Source organism: Microbacterium radiodurans (assembly GCF_008710705.1).
Taxonomy (GTDB): domain Bacteria; phylum Actinomycetota; class Actinomycetes; order Actinomycetales; family Microbacteriaceae; genus Microbacterium; species Microbacterium radiodurans.
The window spans coordinates 970,439-991,997 of the sequence record NZ_VYRZ01000001.1; the positions used below are offsets into that span (position 1 = coordinate 970,439).

At 71.8% G+C, this 21,559-nt stretch carries 24 protein-coding genes; 14 read left to right on the forward strand and 10 right to left on the reverse strand.

Translation table 11 applies throughout. The features are described 5' to 3' along the window. Positions 1-42: 42 nt before the first annotated feature. The gene (locus F6B42_RS04455) at positions 43-759 is read right to left on the reverse strand and encodes an IclR family transcriptional regulator (protein WP_150418350.1); all 717 of its coding nucleotides are present in this window, start codon (positions 757-759) and stop codon (positions 43-45) included. A 142-nt stretch (positions 760-901) separates the two neighbouring features. On the opposite strand from F6B42_RS04455, the gene F6B42_RS04460 reads away from it, so the two are divergent. Beyond that, on the forward strand, positions 902-2,815 hold the full coding sequence (locus tag F6B42_RS04460) for an FAD-dependent monooxygenase (RefSeq protein ID WP_150418351.1): 1,914 nt from the start codon (positions 902-904) through the stop codon (positions 2,813-2,815). On the opposite strand, the gene F6B42_RS04465 is transcribed toward F6B42_RS04460, so the two are convergent. Together F6B42_RS04465 and F6B42_RS04470 are read right to left on the reverse strand one after the other, a co-directional pair. Further along, on the reverse strand, positions 2,787-4,469 hold the full coding sequence (locus F6B42_RS04465) for a thiamine pyrophosphate-binding protein (protein ID WP_150418352.1): 1,683 nt from the start codon (positions 4,467-4,469) through the stop codon (positions 2,787-2,789). The genes F6B42_RS04460 and F6B42_RS04465 overlap by 29 nt on opposite strands. Positions 4,470-4,639: 170 nt before the next feature. Continuing rightward, positions 4,640-5,005, reverse strand: a complete 366-nt coding sequence (locus tag F6B42_RS04470; RefSeq protein ID WP_223878338.1) for a DUF7882 family protein — start codon at positions 5,003-5,005, stop codon at positions 4,640-4,642. Positions 5,006-5,185: 180 nt separating this feature from the next. Between F6B42_RS04470 and F6B42_RS04475 the strand changes: the two genes are divergently transcribed. Next, positions 5,186-5,698 (forward strand): MarR family winged helix-turn-helix transcriptional regulator, encoded by a 513-nt coding sequence (locus F6B42_RS04475; RefSeq protein ID WP_150418353.1) that lies wholly within the window; start codon positions 5,186-5,188, stop codon positions 5,696-5,698. Between the two features lie 9 nt (positions 5,699-5,707). Here the strand turns inward: F6B42_RS04475 and F6B42_RS15050 are convergent, their stop codons facing one another. Next, a complete protein-coding gene (locus F6B42_RS15050; protein WP_263405850.1) occupies positions 5,708-5,842 on the reverse strand; it encodes a hypothetical protein in 135 nt (44 codons plus the stop codon). A gap of 118 nt (positions 5,843-5,960) precedes the next feature. Between F6B42_RS15050 and F6B42_RS04480 the strand changes: the two genes are divergently transcribed. The 5 genes from F6B42_RS04480 (at position 5,961) to F6B42_RS04500 (ending at position 9,792) form a co-directional block, all read left to right on the forward strand. Next, positions 5,961-6,179 carry a multidrug transporter gene (locus F6B42_RS04480; RefSeq protein ID WP_150418354.1) on the forward strand — a complete coding sequence of 73 codons (219 nt, stop codon included), beginning with the start codon at positions 5,961-5,963 and terminating at the stop codon, positions 6,177-6,179. Continuing rightward, positions 6,176-7,351 (forward strand): zinc-dependent alcohol dehydrogenase, encoded by a 1,176-nt coding sequence (locus tag F6B42_RS04485; protein ID WP_150418355.1) that lies wholly within the window; start codon positions 6,176-6,178, stop codon positions 7,349-7,351. The genes F6B42_RS04480 and F6B42_RS04485 overlap by 4 nt, the downstream gene beginning before the upstream one ends. A 12-nt stretch (positions 7,352-7,363) precedes the next feature. Further along, positions 7,364-7,804 (forward strand): SRPBCC family protein, encoded by a 441-nt coding sequence (locus tag F6B42_RS04490; protein WP_150418356.1) that lies wholly within the window; start codon positions 7,364-7,366, stop codon positions 7,802-7,804. Then, on the forward strand, positions 7,801-9,255 hold the full coding sequence (locus F6B42_RS04495; protein ID WP_150418357.1) for a phytoene desaturase family protein: 1,455 nt from the start codon (positions 7,801-7,803) through the stop codon (positions 9,253-9,255). Before F6B42_RS04490 ends, F6B42_RS04495 begins: the two co-directional genes overlap by 4 nt. Positions 9,256-9,345: 90 nt before the next feature. After that, entirely contained in the window at positions 9,346-9,792 is a 447-nt protein-coding gene (locus F6B42_RS04500) for a MarR family winged helix-turn-helix transcriptional regulator (protein WP_150418358.1), read from the forward strand. Positions 9,793-9,817: 25 nt separating this feature from the next. Here the strand turns inward: F6B42_RS04500 and F6B42_RS04505 are convergent, their stop codons facing one another. After that, the gene (locus F6B42_RS04505) at positions 9,818-10,117 is read right to left on the reverse strand and encodes a DUF7882 family protein (protein WP_150418359.1); all 300 of its coding nucleotides are present in this window, start codon (positions 10,115-10,117) and stop codon (positions 9,818-9,820) included. 164 nt (positions 10,118-10,281) lie between these two features. Here F6B42_RS04505 and F6B42_RS04510 point away from each other — a divergent pair, with 164 nt between their 5' ends. The 3 genes from F6B42_RS04510 (at position 10,282) to F6B42_RS04520 (ending at position 11,975) form a co-directional block, all read left to right on the forward strand. Then, a complete protein-coding gene (locus F6B42_RS04510; protein WP_191089258.1) occupies positions 10,282-10,593 on the forward strand; it encodes a hypothetical protein in 312 nt (103 codons plus the stop codon). 39 nt (positions 10,594-10,632) lie between these two features. Beyond that, complete coding sequence (locus tag F6B42_RS04515; protein ID WP_150418360.1) at positions 10,633-11,610, forward strand: Gfo/Idh/MocA family protein; 978 nt, start codon at positions 10,633-10,635, stop codon at positions 11,608-11,610. Positions 11,611-11,681: 71 nt separating this feature from the next. Continuing rightward, entirely contained in the window at positions 11,682-11,975 is a 294-nt protein-coding gene (locus tag F6B42_RS04520) for a hypothetical protein (protein ID WP_150418361.1), read from the forward strand. Between the two features lie 40 nt (positions 11,976-12,015). Here F6B42_RS04520 and F6B42_RS04525 read toward each other — a convergent pair whose 3' ends face one another. Next, positions 12,016-12,477, reverse strand: a complete 462-nt coding sequence (locus F6B42_RS04525) for a CinA family protein (RefSeq protein ID WP_223878339.1) — start codon at positions 12,475-12,477, stop codon at positions 12,016-12,018. Between the two features lie 198 nt (positions 12,478-12,675). On the opposite strand from F6B42_RS04525, the gene F6B42_RS04530 reads away from it, so the two are divergent. Continuing rightward, on the forward strand, positions 12,676-13,266 hold the full coding sequence (locus tag F6B42_RS04530; protein ID WP_150418363.1) for a DoxX family protein: 591 nt from the start codon (positions 12,676-12,678) through the stop codon (positions 13,264-13,266). A 48-nt stretch (positions 13,267-13,314) separates the two neighbouring features. Here the strand turns inward: F6B42_RS04530 and F6B42_RS04535 are convergent, their stop codons facing one another. Beyond that, complete coding sequence (locus F6B42_RS04535; RefSeq protein WP_150418364.1) at positions 13,315-13,968, reverse strand: response regulator transcription factor; 654 nt, start codon at positions 13,966-13,968, stop codon at positions 13,315-13,317. A gap of 56 nt (positions 13,969-14,024) precedes the next feature. Between F6B42_RS04535 and F6B42_RS04540 the strand changes: the two genes are divergently transcribed. Beyond that, complete coding sequence (locus F6B42_RS04540) at positions 14,025-14,588, forward strand: TetR/AcrR family transcriptional regulator (protein WP_150418365.1); 564 nt, start codon at positions 14,025-14,027, stop codon at positions 14,586-14,588. 55 nt (positions 14,589-14,643) lie between these two features. Further along, entirely contained in the window at positions 14,644-17,130 is a 2,487-nt protein-coding gene (locus tag F6B42_RS04545; RefSeq protein WP_150418366.1) for an MMPL family transporter, read from the forward strand. Between the two features lie 114 nt (positions 17,131-17,244). On the opposite strand, the gene F6B42_RS04550 is transcribed toward F6B42_RS04545, so the two are convergent. Then, entirely contained in the window at positions 17,245-18,570 is a 1,326-nt protein-coding gene (locus F6B42_RS04550; RefSeq protein WP_150418367.1) for an NtaA/DmoA family FMN-dependent monooxygenase, read from the reverse strand. Continuing rightward, positions 18,567-19,928 (reverse strand): O-acetylhomoserine aminocarboxypropyltransferase/cysteine synthase family protein, encoded by a 1,362-nt coding sequence (locus F6B42_RS04555; protein ID WP_150418368.1) that lies wholly within the window; start codon positions 19,926-19,928, stop codon positions 18,567-18,569. Before F6B42_RS04555 ends, F6B42_RS04550 begins: the two co-directional genes overlap by 4 nt. Positions 19,929-20,089: 161 nt before the next feature. Here F6B42_RS04555 and F6B42_RS04560 point away from each other — a divergent pair, with 161 nt between their 5' ends. After that, complete coding sequence (locus tag F6B42_RS04560) at positions 20,090-20,947, forward strand: sulfurtransferase (RefSeq protein WP_150418369.1); 858 nt, start codon at positions 20,090-20,092, stop codon at positions 20,945-20,947. Between the two features lie 26 nt (positions 20,948-20,973). On the opposite strand, the gene F6B42_RS04565 is transcribed toward F6B42_RS04560, so the two are convergent. After that, positions 20,974-21,540 carry a flavin reductase family protein gene (locus F6B42_RS04565; protein ID WP_150418370.1) on the reverse strand — a complete coding sequence of 189 codons (567 nt, stop codon included), beginning with the start codon at positions 21,538-21,540 and terminating at the stop codon, positions 20,974-20,976. Positions 21,541-21,559 lie beyond the last annotated feature (19 nt).

Sequence of the window (21,559 nt, forward strand, 5' to 3'; positions counted from 1 at the left end):
CACAGCGAGACGGAACCGCAATCCCGGGAGCGCCGAGCGGTGTCAGCCGTGCAGGGCCGCGCGGATCACGGAGGCGGAGCGCTGCAGCCGTTCGGCGACGGCATCCGGATCGTCGGCGCGTGCGACGTGCACGACCGCGATCGCCGCCGGCCGATGGGGCGAACCGAGCCGAAGCGGCACCGCGATCGCCTGCACGGTGGGGATCACCTCGTCGTGGCTCGTCGCATACCCGCGCTCGGCCGCCACGGCGACGTCCGCGCGCAGGGAGTCGGGCGCATCCACCGGCCACTCGTGGGGGTCGAGCGTCGACAGAATCGCCTTGCTCGGCGCCCCGACCGACACCGAATGACGAGCACCCGGCCGCTGCGCGACCGAAGCGACGGCGTGCCGCGGCTCGACGCTCGCGAGCGTGATGCACTCGTCGCCGTCGAGGACGGCGAGGAAGCACGTCATTCCCAGGTCGTTCGCGACGGCGGTCAACTCCGGCAGCGCCTCGGCCTGCAGATCGTGCGCGACCCCCGCGGCGAGAGCGGCCAACCGCGCCCCGAGCGCCACCCGTCCGGCCGCGTCGCGCGCGACCACGCGATGCGACTCGAGCGTCCGCACCAGTCGATACGCGATCGAGCGATGGACGCCCAGCTCGCGCGCGATCTCGTCGATCGATCGCGCCTCGCGCGCGTCGGCCAGGATCTCGAGCACCCGGATGCCGCGGCTGAGCGTCTGCGAGGGCGCTGCATCCCGGTCACTACGGTCCGTCACGGGCACCCCTCTCGCGCGCACCCTTGTCGGCGCATCGACGGTCGTATACGATCTGTTCCATAGTAGAACGTCGCGTTCGAATATAGAACACGCCGCCTCCGCCGAGCAACCCGACACAGCTGTCGGGAAAGGACCGACGACGATGCAGTTCCACCACCACGGCTACGTGTCTCACGACCCGCGCGTCCTCCCGGCCGCGCAGACGGGTCTCGATCGACCCGCCGACCTGCCCGACGAGACCGACGTGCTCATCGTCGGCTCCGGGCCCGCCGGGATGCTGCTCGCGGCCCAGCTGTCGCAGTTCCCGGGCGTCACGACCCGGCTCATCGAACGGCGCGAGGGGCGCCTCGTCCTCGGTCAGGCCGATGGGATCCAGCCGCGCAGCGTCGAGACCTTCCAGGCCTTCGGCTTCGCCGAGCGCATCGTCGCGGAGGCCTACAACATCGCCTACATGAACTTCTGGGCTCCCGATCCGGCCGACCCGTCGCGCATCATCCGAACGGCGCGCACCGAGGACTACGCGCTGCAGATCAGCGAGTTCCCGCACCTCATCGTCAATCAGGCGCGCGTCCTCGACTACTTCGCCGAGGCTGCCGCAGCCGGCCCCGCCCGGATCGCTCCGGACTACGGCGTCGAGTTCCTCGGTCTCGAGGTGACGGGCGAAGGCGATCACCCGGTCGCCGTGCGGCTTCGCCACGTCTCCGGCGATCGCGCGGGGGAGGAGCGCACCATCCGTGCGAAATACGTCGCCGGCTGCGACGGCGCGCGCAGCCGCGTGCGCGATGCGATCGGCCGCGTCCACGTCGGGGGCATCTCGGCGCACGCCTGGGGCGTCATGGACGTCCTCGTCAACACCGACTTCCCCGACTGGCGCACGAAGTGCGCGATCAACTCCTCGGCGGGGAACATCCTCCACATCCCGCGCGAGGGCGGGTACCTCAGCCGGATGTACATCGACCTCGGCGAGGTCGCCGCGGACGACGACCACCGCGTGCGGCAGACGCCGATCGAGGAGATCATCGCGCGGGCGAACGCGATCCTGCATCCGTACTCCATCGACGTGCGCGAAGTGGCGTGGCACAGCGTCTACGAGGTGGGTCACCGCGTGACCGACGGATTCGACGATGTGACGCCGGGCTCGGACGCGTCGCCGCGCGTGTTCCTCACCGGCGACGCCTGCCACACTCACAGCGCCAAGGCGGGGCAGGGGATGAACGTCTCGATGCAGGACGGGTTCAACCTCGGTTGGAAGCTCGGTCACGTCCTCACCGGGCTCGCTGAGCCCGACCTCCTGCGCACCTATTCGAGCGAGCGTCGGCCGGTCGCGCAGCAGCTCATCGACTTCGACAAGGAATGGTCGGCGCTCATGGCGCGCAAACCCGAGGAGATCACCGACCCGCAGGATCTCGCGACCTACTACCTGGCCACGGCCGAGTTCCCCTCGGGGTTCATGACCCAGTACGGGGCATCCGCCGTCGTCGCGCCGGACCGTCACCAGGACCTCGCGACGGGTTACCCGATCGGCAAGCGCTTCGCGTCCGTCGAGGTGGCGCGCGTGTCGGACGGGAACGTCGTCCACCTCGGCCACCATGCGCGTGCCGACGGTCGCTGGCGCATCTACGCCTTCGCCGACTCGGCGGAGGCCGGGCAGCCGTCGGCGCTGTCGCAATGGGCTGATTGGATGGCTGGACCGCAGTCGCCGGTCACCGTCCACACGCCCGCCGACGCCGACCCCGACGCCGTGTTCGACGTCAAGGCGATCTATCAGCAGCGCTACGACGAGATCGAGTTCCCCGCGGTGCCCGAGGTCTTCCGCCCCCGCTCGGGGCCGCTCGGCCTCACCGACTGGGAGAAGGTCTTCGGCGCAGCGCCCAGCGCGTGGCACGACAGCGACATCTTCGACGAGCGCGGCCTCTCGCGCGACGGCGTCGTCGTCGTCGTACGTCCCGACCAGTACGTCGCCGGCGTCTTCCCGCTGGCGGCGACCGACGAGCTCGCCGCGTTCTTCGCGGGCGCCCTGCGGACGGTCAGCTCCGCCGGGCGGCCGGCGTATTGATCCGCAGGATCTCCTCCTGATACGGCGCACGCACGTCCGCTGAGATGCGCAGGTCGAGCAGAAGGAACGGCCGTTCCGCGACCGGCTGATCTCGCCACCGGGCCAGCACGTCGAGGTCGTCGAGCGTTCGCACGACGACGGCCTCGGCGCCCACGGCCCGGGCGAGCCCCGCGAAATCGACCTCGGGGATCAGCATCGGCTCGGGGGCGAGACCCTGCACGCCGTACAGATGGATCTCGGCGCCGTAGGCGCGGTCGTTCCAGATGACGGCGAGACCCCGCCCGCGGGCGACCCGCACGGCCGATTCGAGGTCGGCGAGGGCCATCAGCCCGCCGCCGTCGCCCGAGGTGAGCACGACCGTGGACTCGGGTCGGGCGAGCGCGGCGCCCGGCACCGAGGGGAAGCCGAGGCCGATCGACTGGTAGGCCGTTCCGATCATGATCATGCGCTCGGGCGATGCGACCGGCCAGTACATGTTCGCCCAGCCGATGAAGTGCCCGCCGTCGGAGACGACCACCCGGTCGTCGGGGAGAAGCTCGGCGATGCGGATCGCGGCGCTTCGCGGGTCGAGTCGCCCGTCCGGTGCCCGATCGTCACCGGAGGCGCGCCGGTGCGCCGCCGCGACATCGACGCTCTCACGCCAGCCGCGGGGTGAGGCGTCCTGAGTGATGGCCGGCGCGACCACCTCGGCGAGGATCGCCTCGGCGGCCACGGCCGCATCCGCCCGCAGGAAGCGCCCGACGTGCGGGTGGGTCGCCGCGGGCGCGGTGTCGACCTGCACGATCGTCGACCCCGGTGCGAAGAGCTCGCCGAAGCGCATCGTGAACTGGTTCAACGATGCGCCGAAGACCACGGCCACGTCGGCCTGTCGGACGAGCTCCATGGCCCCGTCGGCACCGAACCCGCCCGCCACTCCGAGGTCGTACTCGGTGCGCGGGAACAGCCCGCGCCCGAGCGCCGTGGTGACCGTGAGTGCTCCGGTCGCATCGGCCAGGCGCCCGAGGGCGTCGCCCGCTCCGGCGAGCCACGCGCCGCGCCCGGCCAGCAGAAGCGGACGCTGCGCCGCCGCGAGCGCCGCGGCGATCTCGCTGACGGTCGCGGCGGCGAACGCCGAGGCGGGGTGCAGGGGTCCCGCCGCCGCTGTCGCGATCGGCGAAGGGATCGGCCCGGCGTCCCGCGATCCGACGTCGTACGGGATCGCGAGGACGACCGGAACCGAGAACGACAGCGCGTGCTCGATGGCGATGGCCGTGGTGGCCGCCGCGTCGGCCCGGCCGACCGTGTAGGTGCGTGCACCGACAGCGGAGGCGAGGGCGATCTGATCGACATCCCACGGACGCGGTCCCGACGTCGGTTCGTCGCCGACCACGAGCACGAGCGGCACGCGCGCCTGAGCGGCCTCGGCGAGCGCGGTCAGGGTGTTGGTGAATCCGGCGCCGTAGGTAGCCGTCGCCGCGGCGATTCCGCCGCCCGCTCGATAGTGGGCGTCGGCGGCCACGACGCCGCCTGCCTCGTGCCGCATGGCGGTGAAGGTGACATCGCCCCCGCGCTCGATCGCGTCGAGAAGGTGGGCGTTGCCGTTGCCCATCACGCCGAAGACGTGACGGATGTGGGGGGAGAGGGACGCGGCGACGTGCGCGGAGACGGAAGCCATGACGGTGCTTTCGAGATGGAACGGATGCGGGCCGTATGTGTCTCGCGCGCTGCGCTCTCGCGCCCTGCCGCTTCGTACTCATTTTTCGAGCACCGACGACAACGCCGCCGTCGGACGCTCCGATTATAGGAGCGGCCGGCGGCGGCGTGGAAGTCGTGCGGGGTGCGCGGTCAGGCGGGCACCTTCAGGCGCGGCGTGCTCGCGGTGACCGGCCGGATCTCGCGCTGCGGCGCGGCGGGGATGTCCTGGTCGAGGTCCACGATGAGCCCGGCGGACGACGTGGCCGCGTTGGCCATGTCGCGGACGGTTTGGGGGTTCAGGACCTCCATGTCGGCCGTGTCGAACACGAAGCGAAGGGGGATCGCGGGCTGCAGCCAGATGGAGGAGCGTCCGGCGGGCTCCGACCCTCCGGTCCACGACATCATGAAGCTCTCGTTCCGACGGAGCTTCGTCGCGACGACCACCTTCAGGTGGGCGAGCAGGCGGTCCGGAACGTCGACGGACGTGGTGGCGTTCCCGTAGTAGAGCTGACCCATGCTGTCCTCCAGATCTTGACGTTGAGCGGAGAGCCCGAGTGCTGCCCTCGATTAAGTATCTAGCCAGACAAGACACTTTCTGTCAATTCGTTGAGGTATGTATCTCACATGGTGTGAAAGTTCTCATCTGTCATTGAGAGCTAGCGATTGCCCTATGCTTTCCGGAGCGAGGAGGTCCCCATGCCGCAGAACGTGGTCAGACACGAAGGGCTGCACCTGTACGCCGATCAACCGCGTGACGAGGTCGGTCAGCGTCTGAGTGACGCCATCCTCCGGCTTCGACGCGCCGAGCAGGTGCAGGCCGGTCTCGCCGTGCGCGCATCGGAGCTCTCGGCGATCGACCTCACCGCGCTCCGCTACCTGGTTCAGGGGCATCGCGACGGGCGTGATCTCGGGCCCAAAGACCTCATCATCATGCTCGCCACGTCGAGCGCGACAGTGACCAACGTCGTGGAGCGGCTGGCGACTCGCGGATACATCGAGCGCGTGCAGCATCCGTCGGATCGGCGCGCCCACTACCTCGTGCCGACCGAGGAGGCGATCGCCCGCGTCGACGACGCGTTCGCGCAGCACCACTCCGCGATCGTCTCGGTGATCGACGAACTCGACGAGGAGCGGGCGGTGATCGCCGCCGATGTCATCGCGCGTATCGCCGACGCTCTCGACGCCGTCGCCGCCCGCTCCGGAGCCTGACCGGGTCGGTCAGGCGTCTTCGCCCTCCGCCTGCGAGGGGTGGCCCGTCTCCTCTTCGGGAGCCTCGCCGGTACCGGGGTGATCCGGATCGGCGCCTTCGGCCTGGCTGGGCTTCGCGTCGTCTCGTGTCAGATCGTTCGACATGGGCCCCTCCTTCTCTCCGGGCGTCATCGCGCCCGATCGGACTCGCCCTGGCTATCACGGCGTCGCTCCTCCCGCCATCCCCTCGCCGCCTGTTCGCGGACGTGCCTACCGTCGGGCTATGGCAGACGCATCCGACGCAACGACCGACGAGGACCGCCGCGAAGAACTTCTGAGGGCCGGCGGCTCCACCGAAGCGGACGCCGCGCCCCGCATCACGACGAGCGAGCACGACGGCAACACCCGCATCGACATCGCCGACACGGCAGCCGTGCGACCGGGCCCGGGACCGGGAACGCCCGAGGCCGACGGCGACGACCGGAACGGGGGCGCGCGATGAAGGCCCTCACGTGGCAGGGGCGCCGCAACGTCTCGGTCGAGACCGTCCCGGACCCCGAGATCCTCGAACCCACCGACGCGATCGTCAAGATCACCTCGACCGCGATCTGCGGCTCCGACCTCCACCTCTACGAGATCTTCGGCCCGTTCATCGACAGCGGCGACGTCCTCGGCCACGAGCCCATGGGCGTGGTCGTCGAGGTCGGCTCCGCCGTCACCACCCTGGCGGTGGGCGACCGCGTCGTCGTTCCCTTCAACATCTCCTGCGGGCACTGCTTCATGTGCCGGCGCGGGCTGCAGTCGCAGTGCGAGACGACCCAGGTCACCGAGTACGGCAGCGGCGCCTCGCTCTTCGGGTACACCAAGCTCTACGGGCAGGTGCCGGGTGGGCAGGCGGAGTACCTCCGCGTTCCCCTCGCCGACTACAACCACATCCGGGTCGGCACCGACCTCCCGGACGACCGGTACCTGTTCCTCAGCGACATCCTGCCCACGGCCTGGCAGGGCGTCGAGTACGCGGACGTTCCCGAGGGCGGCACCCTCGCCGTCATGGGGCTCGGCCCGGTCGGGCAGTTCGTCGCGCGCATCGGCATCCACCGCGGCTACCGCGTCCTCGCGGTCGACCCGGTGGCCGAGCGCCGCGCGATGGCGGAGCGGCACGGGGCCGACGCCTTCGATCTCACCGACACCGTCGTGGACGAGCTGCGCGACCTCACCGAGGGTCGCGGGGCCGATGCCGTCGTCGACGCCGTCGGGATGGAGGCCCACGGGAATCCCGGGGTCGCCGCCGTCCACAAGGCGATGGGACTCCTGCCGGACGGGCTCGCGCAGAAGCTCATGGAGACCGGCGGCCTCGACCGGCTGGCGGCCCTCCACGCCTCCATCGACACGGTGCGCCGCGGCGGAACCGTCTCGCTCAGCGGCGTCTACGCGGGCGAGGCCGACGTGCTGCCGATGAAGACCATGTTCGACAAGCAGCTGAGCCTGCGGATGGGGCAGTGCAACGTCAAGCGCTGGGTCGATGACCTGCTCCCGCTCGTCGAGGATGCCGCCGATCCGCTGGGCGTCATGGACCTGACGACCCACCGGGTGCCGCTCGACGACGCCCCCGCCCTGTACGAGACGTTCCAGAAGAAGGAGGACGGCTGCATCAAGGTGGTGCTGCAGCCGTGAGGGAGGTCCGTCGTGGCTCGTAACGTCAAACGGATGCAGTGCGCCCCCGAGGCGGTCTTCGCCGTGTTGGCCGACGGCTGGCTCTTCCCCTCCTGGGTCGTCGGCGCGTCGCGCATGCGCGACGTCGCCGAGGAGTGGCCGCGTACCGGTTCGCGGCTGCATCATTCCTTCGGGGTCTGGCCCGCACTCCTCGATGACAGCACCTCGGTGCTCGAGTACGACCCGCCGCGGCGGATGGTGCTGCAGGCGCGGGGCTGGCCGATCGGCGAGGCGCGTATCGTGATCGACGTCAAACCGCGCGGGGAGGGGTGCGTCGTGCGTCTCCAGGAGGTCGCCGCCGAGGGGCCCGGGTCCCTCGTGCCACAACCGCTGCTCGACATCCCGCTGCGCCTGCGCAACGCCGAGACGCTCCACCGTCTCGCGTACCTGGCCGAGGGCGGCGCCGGCCGGTGAGGGGCGAGTACGACGCCGTCATCGTCGGCTCGGGGCCCAATGGGCTCGCGGCGGCGGTCACCCTCGCGCGTTCGGGGCTGTCGGTCGCGGTGTTCGAGGGACAGGACCATCTCGGCGGCGGGGCCGCCTCGTTGGAACTGACGGAGCCGGGGTTCGTCCACGATGCCTGCTCCGCGGTCCACCCCCTCGCGTTCGAATCCCGATTCTTCCGCGAGTTCGGTCTGCGCAGACGCGTCGAGTTCGCCGTTCCCGACGTCTCGTTCGCGCATCCTCTCGAAGGTGGCGCCGCGCTCGCCTACCGCGATCTGGAGCGGACGGCAGACGGTCTCGGCGCGGATGGCCGAGCGTACGCACGGCTCATGCGCCCCCTCGTCGATCGCGTGCGCGGCGTCGCCGACTTCACGGGCGGCTCGCTGCTGCGCGTGCCGGGGGATCCGATCGCGGCGGCCTGGTTCGCCGTCCGGAGCCTCGAGCAGGGCACCGGCGTCTGGAACCGACGGTTCCGGGGCGATGCCGCGCCCGCGCTGCTGACCGGAGTGGCGGCTCACACCATCCTCGGGCTGCCGAGCCTGGCCGCGGCCGGCGCCGGGCTGGCCCTCGGGACTTATGGTCACGCGCGAGGCTGGCCCATCCCGATCGGCGGAACCGGCGCGATCGCGGCGGCGATGGTCGATGACATCCGCGCGCACGGCGGCGAGCTCTTCACGGATCATCCGGTGCGGTCGCTCGACGACCTGCCGTCGGCCCGCGCCGTTCTGCTCGATGTGACCCCGCGCGCCTTCGTCGCGATGGCGGGGGAGCGGATGCCGGCGGGCTACCGTCGCGCGCTGTCGCGGTTCCGCTACGGCGCCGCCGTGGCCAAGGTCGACTTCGCCCTGTCGGCGCCGGTGCCGTGGAGCGACCCCGCCGTCGCCGCAGCGGGCACCGTGCACGTCGGCGGCACGCGCGCCGAGATCGCGGCATCCGAGAACGCCGTCGGGGCCGGGAGTCTCCCCGACAGCCCGTACGTGCTCGCGGCGCAGCCGACGCTCTTCGACCCGTCGCGCGCCCCGGCGGGGTCGCACATCCTGTGGGCTTACACGCACGTGCCCGCCGGCAGCTCGGCGGACCGGACCGAGGCGATCACGCGTCAGATCGAGCGGTTCGCGCCGGGCTTCCGCGACACGATCATCGCGACCTCGTCGCGGACGGCGCAGCGGCTCTCGACGCTGAATCCCAACTATCCCGACGGCGACATCGCCGCCGGCCTGCCGTCGGTCGGGCAGCTGCTGGCGCGACCCGTGCTGCGGCCGGACCCGTGGCGGACGGCGGTGCCCGGGGTCTACCTCTGCTCCGCATCGACCAGCCCCGGGCCCGGCGTGCACGGGCTGGCCGGATGGTGGGCGTCGCTCAGTGCGCTGCGTCACGAGTTCGGGATCCGCACCCTCCCCGACCTCGCGCCCGGAGTGTGACCCGCCATCGATGCGGCGTCAAGCCGAAGACGCGGATCCCGGCGCGCTCCTACACTGGCGGGCACCATCGCCGTCCCGGAGGTCCGCGCCGTGTCCGATCCCAGTGAACCCCGCTCCGTCGCGCGCGCGGTGGAACGGCTTCGCCTCGCCGAGTCGAGCCTCTCGCGTCGACGCCAGACCGATTGCGGCCCGAGCGAAACGGCGCGTGCGGCGATGCGCATCGTCTACGACAGTGCCGACGCCGGCAAGCGGGTCACGCCGACCGACATCGCGTCAGCGCTGGGCATCTCGACACCGACCGTGACGACGATCCTCCGCCGACTGCATGACGGCGGGCTCGTGACTTTCGAGCGCAATCCGGACGACGGCCGGAGCAAGTACGTCGCGCCGATCGATCGGAACGCCGACATCACCGGTCTCGACCCGATCACCGCGCGTGTGCGCGATCTCGCGAGGACACTCGACGACGACACCGCGGGCGAGGTGACCCGACTTCTGGATGCGATCGCCGACGCGGTCGACGCGGAGTGCCGCTGAGGAATCGCAGCCCGGTCGGAACGGATCAGACGTCGGCCGATGCCGGCTCGGGGATCACGCGCAGGCCGTTCGCACCACCGGCCTCGATCATGAGCGTCTCGACCCACTGCCGGTTGATGGTCGGCGGTCGGCTGCCGCTGAACTGGAACACGATCGGAACGGCGGGATGCACCCACACGCTGTACGTGCCGGCGTCGGCCGCGCGATGGAACATGAACGGTTCGTTGCGCCGCAGCTTGTTCATGAAGACGACCCGCAGATGGGCGAGCAGCCGATCCTCGATGTCGAAGGTCCGGCCCTGACTCCCATAAACGAGAACACCCACGCGCGAAAGGGTACGCCCGGCATCCCGACTAACTAATTGCGGTTAGTTCGACGAACTAGTTTTCCGCCTGATCGAGGGCCTAGGCGGTCGCCGGTCGGTTGTCAACCCGGTGGGGTTTCCGGGGGTGGCGGAAGACACTGGGCACAAGGCGTAAGGAGCAGATCATGGTCATGGAGATGTCGCCGCTCGCGCGGGGCCGCACCGCAGCCCGGATCGCCGCCGCCGACACCCTCCGCGAGCTGCCGAAACGTCGGCCGCAGGCCGCCGCCGAACCCACCGCGGAGGTGATCTGGGAGCTCGTCGACGTCGATCGCTACGAGATCCGCGAAGCCGCCGTCGTCCTGGGGTACGTCGACGTCGTGGGCGCCGTGTTCGTCGCACTGTCGGGCCCCTGGTACGCCAGCGCCGTCGAGGTGCGCCAGACGCTCCGCTTCGAGGAAGCCGTGGACGTCCTCCGCAGCGCGCACCGCCGGTGAGTGCAGCCTGCTGAAGGCCGCCCTGCTTAGGCTGGGTGGATGATCCGCATCGCGACCGTCGGCACCAGCGTCATCACCGAGGCATTCGTCGGGGCCGCGCAGCGGACGCCCGGCATCGAGGTCGTGGCCGTCTCGTCCCGCGACGGGGACCGCGCCCGCGCGTACGCCGACCGCCTCGGCGTCTCCGGTTCGTTCGGCAGCCTCGACGCGCTCCTGGATTCATCCGAGGTCGACGCGGTCTACATCGGTTCACCCAATGCGGCTCACCGCGAGCAGGTCGCCCGCTCTCTTGCGGCCGGCAAGCACGTCCTGGTCGAGAAGCCCGCCGTCGCGACCGCTGCCGAATGGAACGACCTCGTCGCGCAGTCCCATGCCTCGGGTCGCGTCCTCCTGGAGGCCATGCGCACCGCCTACGACCCGGGGATCGCCGCGGTGCGCGATGAGCTGGCCCGCCTCGGCGTGATCCGGCGCGCGTCGCTTCACTACCAGAAGCGATCGTCCCGGTACGACGACGTGCTCGCGGGCGGAACGCCGAACATCTTCGACCCCGCGATGGGCGGGGGCGCGCTGGCCGATCTCGGCGTCTACGCGGTGCACGCGGCTGTCCTGCTGTTCGGGGAGCCCGTCACCATCAGTGCGGCGCGCGTCGAGATCGCCACCGGTGTCGACGGTGCCGGCATCGCGCTGCTCGGATATCCCGGCATGGTCGTCGACGTCTCGTTCTCGAAGATCACCTCGAGCGTCCGCCCGAGCGAGATCCAGGGTGAGGACGCGACGCTGGAGATCGACCACCTGGCGAGCCCGCGCCGCCTGCGGACGATCCCGCGGGGCGCCGACGCGACCGAGCGCGACGTCGCCGGCGAGACCGAGGCCGGCGTCGACGCGCTGGACGCCGAGGTGGCGCGATTCGTCGAGCTGGTCTCGGCCGGGGGAGTGGCTGCGGCCGCGGTCGACAACGCGCGGACCGCGGCGACGTTGCGCACGATCGAGCGCATCCGCGCGACCTTTCCGAACTGACCCGGCGGGCATCTTCATCCGGGCCTGTCAAGGGCCTGGGATTTCGAAGCGACCCGGCGCAGTCTCGAACCATGCACCACACCGGACTCCGCTGGGACGAGATCGCCGAGGACGCCTGGCGCGTGCGCGATCCGCAGCGTCCGCAGACGGATGCCGACGCCGTGGTCGCCTACGTCGAGCGTCGCCGCGACGGCGACTACGAGGTGGTCTGGCTCTGCGGCACCGCGGGGACGGCCGCGTTCGCGTCGCTCGACGATGCCGACCGGGCCATCACCGCGCGCTACGCCGCCCATCGCCGGAACGGTTCGCCGACCGCGACCAAGCCGCGTCCCATCGCGCATCGCCCGCCCCTCTCTCCCGCCTGAACGGCGACCCTCTCCCGCCGGAACGGCGATGCGACGGGACTCAGGACGCCGGACCGAGTCGGCTCAGCAGGATCCGCACGGCGGCCGCGACGCTCTCCTCGATGATCTCGGCGGGGCCGCCGTCGAATTGCAGCAGGGCGCTCCCCGCGCCCGACGCGTCGCTCCAGCCGATGTAGACGGTGCCCGGGGCATGCCCGTCCTGGATGTCGGGACCGCCCACGCCGGTCGTCGACACGGCGAGGTCGGCCCCGGTGAGGGCCCGCGTCGCAACGGCCATCTGCTCGGCGCATGCCGAGGAGCACGGGTCGGTTCCCGGGGCGAGGTCGAGGACCCGCTCCTTCGTCGCGGTCCGATAGGCGATGACGCCCCCCGCGAACCAGTCGCTCGCACCCCCGGCCGCCCCGACGGCGGCGGCGAGGTTGCCCGAGGTCAGCGACTCCGCGACGGCGATCGTCGTCCCCGTGCGTCGGGCGCGGTCGGCGAGATCTTCGATGTCGGTCACGCTTCCTCCTCCTGCGACGGTGTCGACCATCGTCGCGTCCTGGGGATGGTAGGGATGCCGCGCGGGTGTGATCACCGGGATTGCCCCCCGTGCGACGCAGGTGATACGCGTCTCGCGTCTGCCGGGACTTAGGTCCCTTTCATGACGGGCTCGATCGCGAGATGGTTATGTGGTCAGACCGCACCGGAGGAGAAGATCATGACCACGCACGCGGTCCCCGTCACCATCGCCCGCACGCCGGCTCGGACCCGTCCCGTCGCGCTGGCCCGTCAGGACGACGTCGTCACGTCGGCCGTCGGCCGTCGCACGCTCGCGGTCCTCCGCCTCGCGACCGGTTTCATCTTCCTGTGGGCCTTCCTCGACAAGCTCCTCGGTCTCGGCTTCTCGACGCCGTTCGAGCGCGCGTGGATCAACGGGGGGACGCCCGCCCAGGGCTTTCTCATGAGCCCGGCGGTGACCGGCCCGCTGCAGCCCTGGTTCCAGGCCATGGCCAGCCCGCTCGCCGATGTGCTGTTCATGATCGGGATGCTGGCGATCGGCGTCGCGGTGATGTCCGGCGTCGGCCTCCGCGTCGCCGCGGGGGCGGGGAGCGCCGTGATGCTCCTCATGTACCTCGCCGAGTGGCCGTTCGCGTGGGGCGCCGCATCCACGAACCCCCTCGTCGACTACCACGTCGTCTACGCCGTCGCCCTCATCGCGATCGCGGCGCTCCACGCCGGCGACACCTGGGGCCTCGGCGGCGCCTGGAAGCGACTGCCGATCGTGCAGCGGTTCCCCTGGCTCGCCTGACGACGCCGGTCGCGCCGGGCGCGGATCCTCTCGGGTCCGGGCCCGGCCTCATGCGCGCCGCGTCGCCTCCGTGCGCGCCGCGAGGACGACGATCTGCGTCCTCCGCCGCAGCGCGAGGGTGCGCAGGAGCGCGGTCACGTGGTTCTTCACGGTCTTCTCGGCCACGCCGAGCCGGTCGGCGATCTCACGGTTCGACAGGCCGCGGGCCACGAGCGCGAACACCTCGCGCTGTCTCGGCGGGAGCACGGCGGCCGGGTCGACGCGGGCCGGCGCTGCCGCGTCCGCGCCGGACGCGCTGCCGGTGTCGGAGTGTCCGCGCAGCGTCGCGGTCATCCGGTGACCGGACGCGACGCGGCGCACGGCCTCGACGAGCTCAGCGGCCCGGATGTCCTTCAGGAGGAAGCCCGCGGCTCCGGCCGCGGCGCTCGCCGCGCGGGCGTCGTCGTCGTCGAAGGCGGTGAGGATGAGGCAGGGGAGATCGGGATGCCGCGCCCGCAGCGCGGCGCAGGCCTGGGCGCCCGTCCCGTCGGGGAGCCGGTAGTCGAGCACCGCGACGTCGGGGGCGACGAGGGCCGCCCGGGCCGTGCTCTGCCGCACCGTCGCCGCCTCGGCGATGACGGTGATACCGGGTGCGGCGCCCAGGACGTCCACGATGCCCCGACGCACGAGATCGTGATCGTCGAGGACGAGGACGGTCGGCATGAGCCCACGCTATCCGCCGGCCGCGCGCGGCCGTGCGTCGTGGCTACGGTGGAGGGATGGACGAGCACCGGACGGGGCCGAGGCGCAGCGAGCAGGCGCGTCTCGCCGTGCTCGGTGCGGCAGCGGAACTCCTCGCGCGCACCGGCTATGAGAATCTCACGATCGAGGCGATCGCTCGCCAGGCCGGGGTCGGGAAGCAGACGATCTACCGATGGTGGCCCTCGAGAGGCGCCATCCTGGCCGAAGCGCTGCTCGAGGGACTGATCTTCCGGCAGGAGCTCGCCGTCGGCGACACCGGCGATCTGCGCCGCGATCTCACCGACTGGGTCGAGCGCGTGCACGCCGTGCTCGCGACCGATCAGGGGCGCGCGCTGTTCCGCGCGCTTCTGGCGGCGGCGGCCGAGAATCCCGAGCTCGGCGAGCTCCTGCGCGTGCAGCTGGGTGCCGACGGCGGGGTCCGCGCGCGTCTCGCGGCATCGGGCGAGGCGGGGCCGGCCGCGGGCGTCGCTGACGAGGTCGCCGACGCGATCGCCGGCGTCATCATCCTGCGCGCCCTCAGCGGCCAGGCTCCCGCCGCGGGCAGCGCCGCGGCGCTCATCGCATCCCTTCTGCCGGGTTAGGCTTGTCGAGACGCTGCGTCTCGTCAAACCCGAGACCCGACGGAAGGTGCCCCGAATGGCCGAACTGCTGTATCGCCTCGCGAAGGGCGCCGCCCGTCGTGCCTGGGTCGTCGTGGGGGCGTGGATCGCCGTCCTGGCCATCGTCGGCGCCGTCTTCGCCGTGGGCTTCCAGGGGCTCTCGTCGAGCTTCGACATCCCCGGCACGGCATCCTCGAAGGTCACCGACCGTCTCGCCGACGAGCTCCCCGACTTCGCGGGCGCCGCCGGAACCGTCGTCTTCCACGCCGAGGACGGCGCCCTGACCGACGCGCAGCGCTCCGAGATCGCGGATCTCGTCTCGACGGCATCCGACCTCCCCGACGTCGCGACCGTCACCGACCCCTTCGCCGCCGAGGCCGAGCGGGCCTCGCAGGCGCAGCAGCTCGCCGACGGTCGCACCCAGCTCGACGCCGCGCGCGACCAGCTCGATGCCGGCCAGGCGCAGCTCGACGCGGGGACCGCGGAGCTCGAGGCGGGGCAGGCCCAGCTCGATGCAGCGCGCGCGCAGGCCGAGGCCGCCGGGCTGCCGGCCGCGCAGCTCGCGCCGCTCGACGCTCAGCAGGCCCAGCTCGACGCCGGTCGCGACGAGCTCGCGCGGCAGCAGGCGACACTCGACGACGGCCGGGCCCAGCTCGAGCAGCAGGGTGAGACGGCCGACCTCGGCGCCCGCCTGCTCGAGCTCGCCGACGGCATCCGACTCGTCTCGGCCGACGGATCCACCGCGACGGTCAACGTCGGCTTCACCGTGCCGCGCCTGGAGCTGCCCGAGGAGTCGAAGCAGGCTGTCGTCGAGCACTTCACCGCCGAGCCGATCGACGGCGTCGAAGTCGGGTTCTCGACCGAGATCTCGCAGGGCGTCCCCAAGATCCTCGGTATCGGTGAGGCGATCGGCGTCGGTGTCGCGGCCATCGTGCTGCTCGTGATGCTCGGCAGCGTCATCGCCGCCGCGCTCCCGCTCGTCACGGCGATCGTGGGCGTCGCCGCGGGTGTGCTCGGCGTCCTCTCGCTCTCGGGCGTCGTGCAGATGGCGTCGGTGACGCCCGTCCTCGGCGTCATGCTCGGACTCGCGGTGGGCATCGACTACGCCCTGTTCGTGCTCAACCGCCACCGCAAGCAGCTGCTCCGCGGCGTCGAATTGCGGGAGTCGATCGGTCTCGCCGGCGGCACCGCCGGCAACGCCGTCGTCTTCGCGGGATCGACGGTCGTCGTCGCGCTCCTCGCGCTGAACGTCACGGGCATCCCGTTCCTCGGTCTCATGGGCACCGCCGGCGCGATCTGCGTCGCCATCGCGGTGCTGATCGCGATCACCCTGCTTCCGGCGCTCCTCTCCCTGCTCGGTCTGCGCGTGCTCGGTCGCCGCGCTCGGGCGCGGATCGGGCAGGCGGATGCCGTCGCGACGCCCACCCGCGCCATGCCGACCTGGCGGGCCGTCGTCACGACCGTCGTGTCGGTCGGGCTGCTGCTCGTGCTCGCGATCCCGGCCCTGTCGATGCGGGTCGGCCTCCCCGACGGCGCGTCGGAGCCGGAGGGCTCGTACGGCCAGCGCGCGTACGAACTGACCGAGGACGCCTTCGGTCCCGGCGCGAACTCGCCGCTGCTCGTGACCGCGGACCTGCCGGGCGGGCTCGACGACGCGGCGCAGCTGCGCGCGCAGGTCGATGTGGCCGAGACGCTCGCCGGTCGCGAGCACGTCGCCGCCGTGGCGCCGATCGCGGTGTCGGACAGCGGCGAAGTCGCCGCGTTCCAGGTCATCCCGACCGAAGGGCCGAGCAGCGTCGCGACCGAGGACCTGGTGCGCGACCTGCGATCGATGCCGCCGATCGACGGGGAGTACGCGCTCGGCGTGGCGGGTCAGGCGGCGATCAACATCGACATCTCCGAGGGGCTCGTCGGCATCCTGCCGATCTACCTCGCCGTCGTCGTGGGGCTCTCGCTCATCATCATGATCGTCGTGTTCCGCTCACTCGTCGTGCCGCTGATCGCCACCGGCGGCTTCATCCTGTCGCTGTTCGCGACGTACGGCGCCGTCGTCGCGGTGTTCCAGTGGGGCTGGGGAGCGGAGCTCATCGGCCTCCACACCACCGGGCCCATCCTGAACTTCCTGCCGGTGATCCTCGTCGGCATCCTGTTCGGCCTCGCGATGGACTATCAGCTCTTCCTCGCCTCGGGTATGCGCGAGGCGTTCGTGCACGGGTCCGAAGCGCGCCTGGCGGTGATGCAGGGCTTCCGCGCGGGACGCTCGGTCGTCATCGCCGCGGCGCTCATCATGGTGTCGGTGTTCGGCGGGTTCATCTTCGCCGAGGCGACGATCATCCGGTCGATGGGCTTCGGCCTGGCCTTCGGCATCCTCGTCGACGCCCTGGTGGTGCGGATGCTGCTGATGCCCGCGCTCATGCACCTCATCGGCCGCGGCGCGTGGTGGCTTCCCCGCTGGCTCGACCGGATCCTGCCCGACGTGGACGTCGAGGGCGCGAAGCTCGAGCGCACCCACCCCCACGTCTGACCCATCCCGTCCCAGCACCCGAGAATCGGTGCCTGCGGTGGGAATCGGCCTCAGGTGTCGATTCTCACCGCAGAGGCTGATTCTCGGCGGGTGCCCGCGCGCGGCGGCGCGGGGTCAGAAGGCGGACAGGTCGGCGCGCAGGCCCTGGCCGGTGTAGTCGGTGCGCAGGATGCCGCGGTGACGCAGCACCGGGACGAGCTCGTCGAGCGCGCGGTGCAGCGTGACGGGATGCAGGTCGCCCGAGAAGATGAGGCCGTCGTTGTCGGCGTCGTCGCCGAGCGCCTGGATGACGTCGGCGATCTCCTCGGCCGTGCCGACCGTGCCACCGGCGCCGTCCGTCACGCGTCCGAGAGCCGCCTTGCCGGCGAGGACTTCGCGCAGCGTCGCGTCGGAGAAGTCTCCGAACCGCCCGAGCAGACCCTTGATCGTGCCCTTCGAGACGTGGTCTCCGAAGATCGCGGGGTCGAGTGGCCGGTCGAGATCGAGCGTCGTGAGGTCGGTCTCGAGGTCGCTCGACCACGCTTCGGCGACCTCGACGAGCGTCGCCTCGTCGGGATCCCGTGAAGCCTCGACGATGCGTTCCGCCTCGTCGACGGAACCCGTCACGATCGGCTTGAACACGAAGAAGGTCTTGATCGCGTCGGCGTCGCGTCCCGCCGCGACCGCCGCCTCGCGCACGCGCGCCCGGTAGGCGCGTATGCTCGCCGGGTCGAGGTTCGAGAGGGCCAGCTGGATCTCGGAGTTCGCTCCGGCGAAGCCGATGCCGCGCGGCGATCCGCCGGGAGAGGCGACGATCGGATCGCCCGACGGCAGCGGCTCGGCGTTGAGCGGTCCATCGAACGAGAAGTACTCGCCGCGATGCTGCACGGCGTGGATCTTCGAGCCGTCGGCATAGATCCGGGTGTCGGGGTCGGCGATCAGCGCGTCGTCGTCCCAGCTGTGCCAGAGCAGGCGCAGGGCGTCGAGCCATTCCTGGGCGCGGTCGTAGGCTGCGTCGTGGCCGAGCCGTTCGCCGCCGAAGTGGTGCGCCGAGCCGACGTCGGTGACGACGTTCAGGCCGAGCCGGCTGCCGCTCAGATGCTGCAACGAGGCGAACTGGCGCGCGGCCAGGTACGGCGGCCAGGCCGCCGGGTTCACCGTCGGGATGACGCCGAGGTGCTGCGTCGCGGCGAAGAGATAGGGCGCGAGGGTCCACGGGTCGTGCTTCGGACCGCCGTAGGCCTTCCGCACCCGCAGGCCGAGGGTCTCGGGCGTGATGCCGACCGAGAGGGCGTCCTCGATGAGGACGAAGTCGAACCCGGCCTGCTCGAGCTCGCGCGCCGAGTGCTGGTAGAGATCGGGCTTCTGCCACGCCCAGTTCCACCGCTGGTAGGGCCGGGCCCAACCGTGCGGACCGAAGCCGCGCGAGAGGAACCAGCCAAAGTGCTGCGTGCGGGTCATGCCGACACCGCTTCGAGAGGAGCCGCCACCGGCGTCACGGCGGCGGCGGTCGTCGTGGCAGCCGCCGCCGCGAGACCGCGTTCGAGGTCGGCGACGAGGTCGGCGGCGTCCTCGAGTCCGACCGAGAGGCGCAGCAGGCCCGGACCGACGCCGATGAGCTCGAGATCGGCGTCGGAGCGATGCGCGTGGGTCGTCGTCGCCGGATGCAGCACGAGCGAGCGCACGTCGCCGAGGTGGGTCATCGGGGTGAACAGGCGCACGGCCGTGGTGAGGGCCTCGGCGGCGGCGCGCCCGCCCGCGAGCGTGAACGCGAAGAGCGCGCCCCGGCCGGCGGGGAGCAGGCGCTCGGCGAGGTCGTGGTCGGGGTGCGAGGCGAGTCCGCTGTAGTCGACGCTCGCGACCTCGGGTCGGGCCTCGAGCCACGACGCCAGCGTCGCTGCGGTCTGCGACTGGCGCTCGACCCGCAGCGACAGGGTCTCGACGCCCTGCAGCAGCAGGAACGCGTTCAGCGGCGACGGCGACGGCCCGAACCGCATCGCGACGCGGCGCGCGGCATCCAGGAACGCACGCTCGCCCGAGCGCTCGACGAACGTGCGACCGTCGGGGCCGGTCTCGCCGGCGATCTGACGGAAGCGGCCGGGAACCGCGTCCCAGGCGAAGCGGCCGGCGTCGACGATGATGCCGCCGAGGGCCGTGCCGTGGCCGGAGAGGAACTTCGACGCCGAATGGACGACGATGTCGGCGCCGAGCTCGAGCGGCCGCAGCAGATAGGGCGTTGCGAGCGTGGAGTCGACGATGAGCGGGATGCCGTGGCGGTGGGCGATCTCGGCGACGACCGGGATGTCGAGGACACCACCGCGCGGGTTGGCGATCGACTCCGCGACGAGGGCGCGGGTGTCGGGCCCGATCGCCGCCTCCCACGCGGCGGGGTCGCGGGGATCGTCGACGAAGTCGGTGGTGATGCCGAGGCGCCCGAGATCGGAGCGCAGCAGCTCGCGCGTGCCTTCGTAGATGGCGGAGGCCGCCACGATGTGGTCGCCCGCCTCGAGGATCGTCAGCAGCGCGGTCGAGGTCGCCGCTTGGCCGCTGCCGACCAGCAGCGCTCCGACGCCGCCCTCGAGGTCGGCGATGCGGCGCTCGGCCGCGGCGGCGGTCGGGTTGCCCACGCGGGTGTAGCTGAAGCCGGTGTCGGGGTCGGCGAACCGCGATTCGCCGTCGGCGAGGTCGTCGAACTCGAATCCCGCCGTGAGGTAGATCGGGGTCGCGCGAGCGCCGTGGGAATCGAAGCCGCGCGCGCCGGCGTGCAGCTGGCGCGTCGCGAAGGCGAGCGGTGCGGGGGAGGATTCGAGTCCGGGCATGGCGGCAACTGTAGGCGTGGTCGTCGCCCCGCGCCGCTCGCCTGTCACGGGGGGTCACGCTCGACGGCCGGGACCACCGAGTGTGACCGCGTGTGTGCTTGCGTGTCGGACTGTTGCACGGCGCCGCGACGCGACGCCGCCCGCCTCGCGAGCATGGGGTCATGTCCCCCCTGGTGAGTGTCGACGACCTCGCCGCCGAGATCGAGCGGGGCGCTCCGGTGCGCCTGCTCGACGTGCGGTGGCGCCTCGATCGCGCCGAAGGGCGGCCGGACTACCTCACCGGCCACCTTCCGGGTGCCGTATACGTCGATCTGGAGCGCGAACTCGCGCGCCCGGGCGTTCCCGAGCACGGCCGGCACCCGCTCCCGGAGCGCGCCGATCTCGAGGCCGCGGCGCGCCGGTGGGGGCTCCGCTCCGGCGACCGCCTCGTCGCCTACGACGACAACGACGGCGTCGCGGCCGCTCGCGCCTGGTGGCTGCTGCGGCGGCACGGGCTCGACGTCCGCGTGCTCGACGGCGGATTCCGCGCCTGGGTGGGGTCCGGTCGACGGCTCGAGCGCAGCGACCGCGCCGCGCGAACGGGCGACATCGAGCTCATCGAACCGGCAGGCGGTGTCGTCGAGATCGACCGTGCCGCCGTCGCCCCGCGCCTCGGCGTCCTCCTCGACGTGCGTGCGCCGCAGCACTATCGCGGTCAGGTCGCCGGAACCGACCCGGTCTCGGGCCACATACCGGGGGCCGTGAACCTCCCGACCGTCGCCCACATCGCGCCGAGCGGCCTGCTGCGGAGCCCGGACGAGATCCGCGCCGCGCTCGCCGCGGTCGGGATCGGACCCGAGACCGACGTCGTCCTCACCTGCAGCTCGGGCATCCCGTCGGCGCACACCGCACTGGCGTTCGCGGTGGCGGGCCTTCCCGACCCGGCGATCTTCGTCGGGTCGTGGAGCCAGTGGTCTCGGGATGCCGGGCGTCCGATCGCGACGGGGGCGACCCCGGCCGCGGCGATCGGCGTCGTCTGACGCGAGCGCGAGCCGAGCGCGAGCCGTCAGTCGATGACCGACGCGTCGCTCAGCCGGTACCAGGTGCGGTTGTGGAAGACGAGCGCGTCGGCGGGGCTGCCCGGCTCGACGTCGCGCTCGACGTGCGACTGCAGCGCGTGGCCGGCGATGACGATCGAGCCGCCGGCATCCATCCGCGAGACCACGGCGCAGCGGACCCACGCGCGGACGCCGCGGTAGACCGGCTCGCCCGTCGTCAGTCGCGACCAGCTGTCGGCGTCGGCGAAGCGGTCGACGCCGCTCGTGGCGCCGAGCTTGGCGAGGTCGAGGTCGTGGGCGTCGAGCAGGTGCACGACGACCGTCTCGGCGCTCGAGAGGACGACCGAGGCCGAGGAGAGGGCCGAGACCGAGAACACCAGCAGGGGCGGGTCGGCGCTCACCGACGACACCGATGTCGCGGTCATCGCGACGGGCCCGTCGCCCGCGTCGGCGGTGATGACGGCCACACCGCCCGGGTGTCCGCGGAAGAGCGTCTTGAAGTCGTCGGCCGACAGCGACGCCCCCAGGTGACGCGAGGGGTGCTGAGCTGAGGGGTCGGGATGCGGCTGCGACATGATCACGACGCTAGTAACA

What these genes read in the sequence shown, in the direction of transcription:
- F6B42_RS04540 (WP_150418365.1), top strand. Translation starts at nt 14,025, where the DNA reads ATGGACGAGCACCGGACGGGGCCGAGGCGCAGCGAGCAGGCGCGTCTC.
- F6B42_RS04460 (WP_150418351.1), top strand. Translation starts at nt 902, where the DNA reads ATGCAGTTCCACCACCACGGCTACGTGTCTCACGACCCGCGCGTCCTC.
- F6B42_RS04515 (WP_150418360.1), top strand. Translation starts at nt 10,633, where the DNA reads ATGATCCGCATCGCGACCGTCGGCACCAGCGTCATCACCGAGGCATTC.
- F6B42_RS15050 (WP_263405850.1), bottom strand. Translation starts at nt 5,842, where the DNA reads ATGTCGAACGATCTGACACGAGACGACGCGAAGCCCAGCCAGGCCGAA.
- F6B42_RS04485 (WP_150418355.1), top strand. Translation starts at nt 6,176, where the DNA reads ATGAAGGCCCTCACGTGGCAGGGGCGCCGCAACGTCTCGGTCGAGACC.
- F6B42_RS04475 (WP_150418353.1), top strand. Translation starts at nt 5,186, where the DNA reads ATGCCGCAGAACGTGGTCAGACACGAAGGGCTGCACCTGTACGCCGAT.
- F6B42_RS04545 (WP_150418366.1), top strand. Translation starts at nt 14,644, where the DNA reads ATGGCCGAACTGCTGTATCGCCTCGCGAAGGGCGCCGCCCGTCGTGCC.
- F6B42_RS04520 (WP_150418361.1), top strand. Translation starts at nt 11,682, where the DNA reads ATGCACCACACCGGACTCCGCTGGGACGAGATCGCCGAGGACGCCTGG.
- F6B42_RS04530 (WP_150418363.1), top strand. Translation starts at nt 12,676, where the DNA reads ATGACCACGCACGCGGTCCCCGTCACCATCGCCCGCACGCCGGCTCGG.
- F6B42_RS04510 (WP_191089258.1), top strand. Translation starts at nt 10,282, where the DNA reads ATGGTCATGGAGATGTCGCCGCTCGCGCGGGGCCGCACCGCAGCCCGG.
- F6B42_RS04535 (WP_150418364.1), bottom strand. Translation starts at nt 13,968, where the DNA reads ATGCCGACCGTCCTCGTCCTCGACGATCACGATCTCGTGCGTCGGGGC.
- F6B42_RS04555 (WP_150418368.1), bottom strand. Translation starts at nt 19,928, where the DNA reads ATGCCCGGACTCGAATCCTCCCCCGCACCGCTCGCCTTCGCGACGCGC.
- F6B42_RS04565 (WP_150418370.1), bottom strand. Translation starts at nt 21,540, where the DNA reads ATGTCGCAGCCGCATCCCGACCCCTCAGCTCAGCACCCCTCGCGTCAC.
- F6B42_RS04470 (WP_223878338.1), bottom strand. Translation starts at nt 5,005, where the DNA reads ATGGGTCAGCTCTACTACGGGAACGCCACCACGTCCGTCGACGTTCCG.
- F6B42_RS04465 (WP_150418352.1), bottom strand. Translation starts at nt 4,469, where the DNA reads ATGGCTTCCGTCTCCGCGCACGTCGCCGCGTCCCTCTCCCCCCACATC.
- F6B42_RS04480 (WP_150418354.1), top strand. Translation starts at nt 5,961, where the DNA reads ATGGCAGACGCATCCGACGCAACGACCGACGAGGACCGCCGCGAAGAA.
- F6B42_RS04550 (WP_150418367.1), bottom strand. Translation starts at nt 18,570, where the DNA reads ATGACCCGCACGCAGCACTTTGGCTGGTTCCTCTCGCGCGGCTTCGGT.
- F6B42_RS04560 (WP_150418369.1), top strand. Translation starts at nt 20,090, where the DNA reads ATGTCCCCCCTGGTGAGTGTCGACGACCTCGCCGCCGAGATCGAGCGG.